The sequence below is a fragment of the Paenibacillus sp. CECT 9249 genome (assembly GCF_918697855.1).
Taxonomy (GTDB): Bacteria; Bacillota; Bacilli; order Paenibacillales; family Paenibacillaceae; genus MSJ-34.
Genome location: NZ_CAKKLI010000099.1, coordinates 1 through 1,885 on the forward strand (window position 1 = coordinate 1; position 1,885 = coordinate 1,885).

Genomic DNA, 1,885 nt, shown 5'->3' on the forward strand with positions numbered 1-1,885 from the left:
CTCATCAAACCGTACGTGAGGTTTTCCCTCATACGGCTTTCCGATGTTCGTCATCATGAGCATGCAGATTACAAGAGCGTTTTAAGTCCATATTGAATAGACAAAGACTTCACTTCGCGCAGCGAACTCAACCATCGTCTGCGTTTGTGTTTCTTAGCATACCACTTCGCAAACCGCTGCCGGATATACCAATCCAACTTCGCCATCTTCCTCTGGCTGTAAGCTGTGTAGTAGTAATTGCGCCAGCCTTGAATCTTTGGATTCAGGTACTCCACGTGCTCTTCGAAACTCAGGCGTCGCATACCTGGCGGAGCTAATCGCTCTTTTACCCCTTCCCGTATTCGCTCTTCCGCCTTCCGGCACAACCACTGCTGGGTTGTGTAGTACACTTGGCCTTTGGATGTTTCGGCCTTCGTCTTTCGATGATGCATGCCCAGAAAATCGAAGCCTTCTTCCCCAGTCCAAAGTCCAACGATGCGCGTTTTCGTGGGGTGCAGGGTTAATTCCAGGCGTTCCATAATCGCTCGTATGAGTTCATAGGCCCGCTGTGCGTCCTTCTTCGTCTTGCAGATGATCACCAGATCATCTGCATAACGCGTCAGTTCCCCAAGCTTACCGCCATGTCGTTCCCACAGAAGATCAAAGTAATTCAGGTAGATGTTCGCCAGCAGTGGTGAGATCACTCCCCCTTGCGGTGTACCCAAGTCTGAGCGTCGGATGTTTCCTTCTTCCATCACTCCCGCACCTAACCACTTCCTCACCAACTTCAAGATTCGCCTGTCACTGATCCGCATTTCGATCAGCTTCATCAGTTTCTCCTGATTGATGTTGTCGAAGTAGCCTTGGATGTCGACGTCGACCACCCAATTTCCTTTGCGGTTGCATGCTTTCCGGATTCGCTCCAACGCCTGTTTCGCGCTCCGCTTAGGCCGAAAACCGAAAGACGTGTCCTGAAAATCCGCCTCGAAAATGGGTTCCATGACGAGTTTGGTCGCCATCTGGATGACGCGGTCTCTCACCGTCGGGATCCCCAGCGGTCGCAGTTTGCCATCTTTCTTCGGGATGTAGTGGCGTCTAACGGGTTGTGGATGGTACTTCCCTTCTTTCAGTAGCCGTTGACATTCAAGCACAAAACGCATTTCTCCCTGTTTCTCGATGTCTGCCAACGTCTCTCCATCCACTCCTGCCGAGCCCTCGTTGGCTCGTACCCTTCGCCACGCTTCCCATAAGATGTCTACCCGATAGACCTTGTCGTACAGCGCGTGAAATCTTCGCTTCTTGTTCTCCTTGGCCGCATGACCGAGTTTCCCTTGGAGTTGTTGAACGTTTTCCTCTGGTGTTGTTAGCCGTTTGGCATTCACTGACTCGTACCTCCTCAAGAAACTTGAACAAAGCAGGGCTCCTTCCCTCCCGCAGGTTGTGTTGTCCTGCGTTCCACGGTACTATGAGCCCCTCGGACTCCCTTCCTGCAGACCGTTCACTTCACCTCTGGGGCTTATAGAAGGCCTCTTTACGGTTTCTGCAACCGTGCAGGGGAGGGCCTCCCCAGTTCACTGCATCCTCTTTCATACCATGCCGTTCCCTCTACGCCGGAGGATTCTTCACTGCCGCTCCAAGTTCTAGGCAGCTTCCATGGCCTTCGTCCATGTACGCGGGACTCGGCTTCCTCTTTTCCCTCTTGCGAGGCCTTTTTGACGACGCGGCAGGATTCACTTTCATGTTACGGCCTGGTATGTTGCTCGCCCTGCCTCTGACAGGTACTTTCGTCGATACGCTTCTACGTACAGATTTCGCCATACGTAGGTATCCTAGCTACGCGGGGGCTTGGCCCTTCCCGCGACCGGACTTTCACCGGCTAGAAGATGCGTGCTTAGCTGGGCACGCC

Annotated in this window: 1 protein-coding gene; it reads right to left on the reverse strand. The window is 53.0% G+C overall.

Annotation, left to right across the window (positions count from 1 at the left end; translation table 11 throughout):
• Positions 1–68: 68 nt before the first annotated feature.
• Entirely contained in the window at positions 69–1,361 is a 1,293-nt protein-coding gene (ltrA, locus tag LQ229_RS26865) for a group II intron reverse transcriptase/maturase (RefSeq protein ID WP_055107312.1), read from the reverse strand.
• Between the last annotated feature and the right edge of the window lie 524 nt (positions 1,362–1,885).